Genomic DNA, 1,474 nt, shown 5'->3' on the forward strand with positions numbered 1-1,474 from the left:
CATGCAGTTCTGGTGCCCCGCAAATGGGGCGGCAGAGGGCAGTTCGCCCACCACAACTGCATGATCGACGCGGTGGAGGGGCGGAGGGACGGGGCGAGGTGGGGTGGGTTAGATGAGGTGGAGGGCGCGGGCTCGGCGGACGGCCTCGCGGCGGCGGGTGGCGTCGAGCTTGCGGTAGATGTTGCGCACGTGGGTCTTGACCGTGTTGACCGACAGGGACAGCTCGGCCGCGATCTCCACGTTGGACAGGATGCTCTGCAGGTAGCGCAGGATCGTCAGTTCCCGCTCGGTCAGCGGCTCGTCCAGCGCCCCCGTGCCCCGCTCCGCCGGGGCCCGCTCGGCCGGCGCGTCGGCGCCCCGGACGAGGTCGCTGACCGTCGGCCAGTGCGCGGTACCGGCGTCCAGGTGCGCGGCGAGCAGGTCACGGACCCCGGGCTCGGCGCGGGTGAACGCCCGCCGGAACCCCTCCGGCCCGGCCAGGTCGAGAGCCCGCTCCAGCAGCCGTCCGGCCCGCCGGTCGTCGCCCGCGCGCCCGGCCAGCACCGCGTCGAGCACGGCGGCGTCCAGGCGTACGGGCAGCGGCCAGCCGGCCGCCTCCGGCGCCTCCCAGTCCGGCAGCGCGTACCCGGCGGCGCGCGGGTCGCCGGCACGCAACTCCACCCGGGCGAGGGCGACGGCCAGCGGCGGGGCGGCCGCGTCGGGTGCCCGCCCGAGCAGTTCCCGGGCGGCGCCCAGGTCACCTCGTGCCCCGCGTACGTCCGACTCGGCGGCCAGCAGCCAGTGCGTCAGCTCGCCGGCACGGGGGCGGTCGGCCAGCCGCTCCCGTGCCTCGGCCAGCACCCGGTGGCCCTCGGGCAGGTCACCGGCGTCCCGCAGCAGGTACGCCCGGCACAGCGCCGCCACCGCCCCCACCACGGGCTCGCCGGTGGCCGGCGCGGCCAGCGCCAGGTTCGCCTCCGCCTCCTCGGGCTGGTCCCGGTGCAGCGCGACCAGGGCCAGGGCCAGGTACGCGTGGGCGCAGTCCTCCCGGCAGGACCAGCCGTGGCAGGGCGGCATGGCGAGGGCGTCCCTGGCGAGGGTCTCGGCGGCCCGCAGCTCGCCCCGGACGGCGTGCAACAGGGCCGCCCGGCTGGCGCAGACCAGCTCCGTACGCGGTCGCCCCGCCTCCCGGGCCGCCGACAGCGACCGGGCGAAGGCGAGGCCGGCGGCGGGCAGGTCCCCGTCCGCCAGGTCGACCAGACCCAGCGCGGTGCCGGCCACCGCCCGCACGTCGGCGTCCTCGGCGGCGGCGCCGCGCGGCTCGGCGGGCATCGGCTCAGTGGGCATCGGCGCGGCGAGCAGCCCGTCGACGACGCTCCCCGACGGCGCCGCGTCCCCCGCTGGCCCACCGGTCGCCGGGGACACGGACGGGTCGGGCGACGCCGGGGACACGGACGGGTCGGGCGACGCCGGGGACACGGACGGGTCGGGGGAC

At 78.5% G+C, this 1,474-nt stretch carries 1 protein-coding gene; it reads right to left on the reverse strand.

Annotated features, from left to right (window positions below):
• Positions 1-108 precede the first annotated feature (108 nt).
• Positions 109-1,474 (reverse strand): helix-turn-helix transcriptional regulator (locus F6X68_RS32595; RefSeq protein ID WP_225852570.1); only part of this gene is annotated, 1,366 nt, incomplete at its 5' end.

Source organism: Micromonospora sp. AMSO12t, assembly GCF_008806585.1.
Lineage (GTDB): Bacteria > Actinomycetota > Actinomycetes > Mycobacteriales > Micromonosporaceae > Micromonospora > Micromonospora reichwaldensis.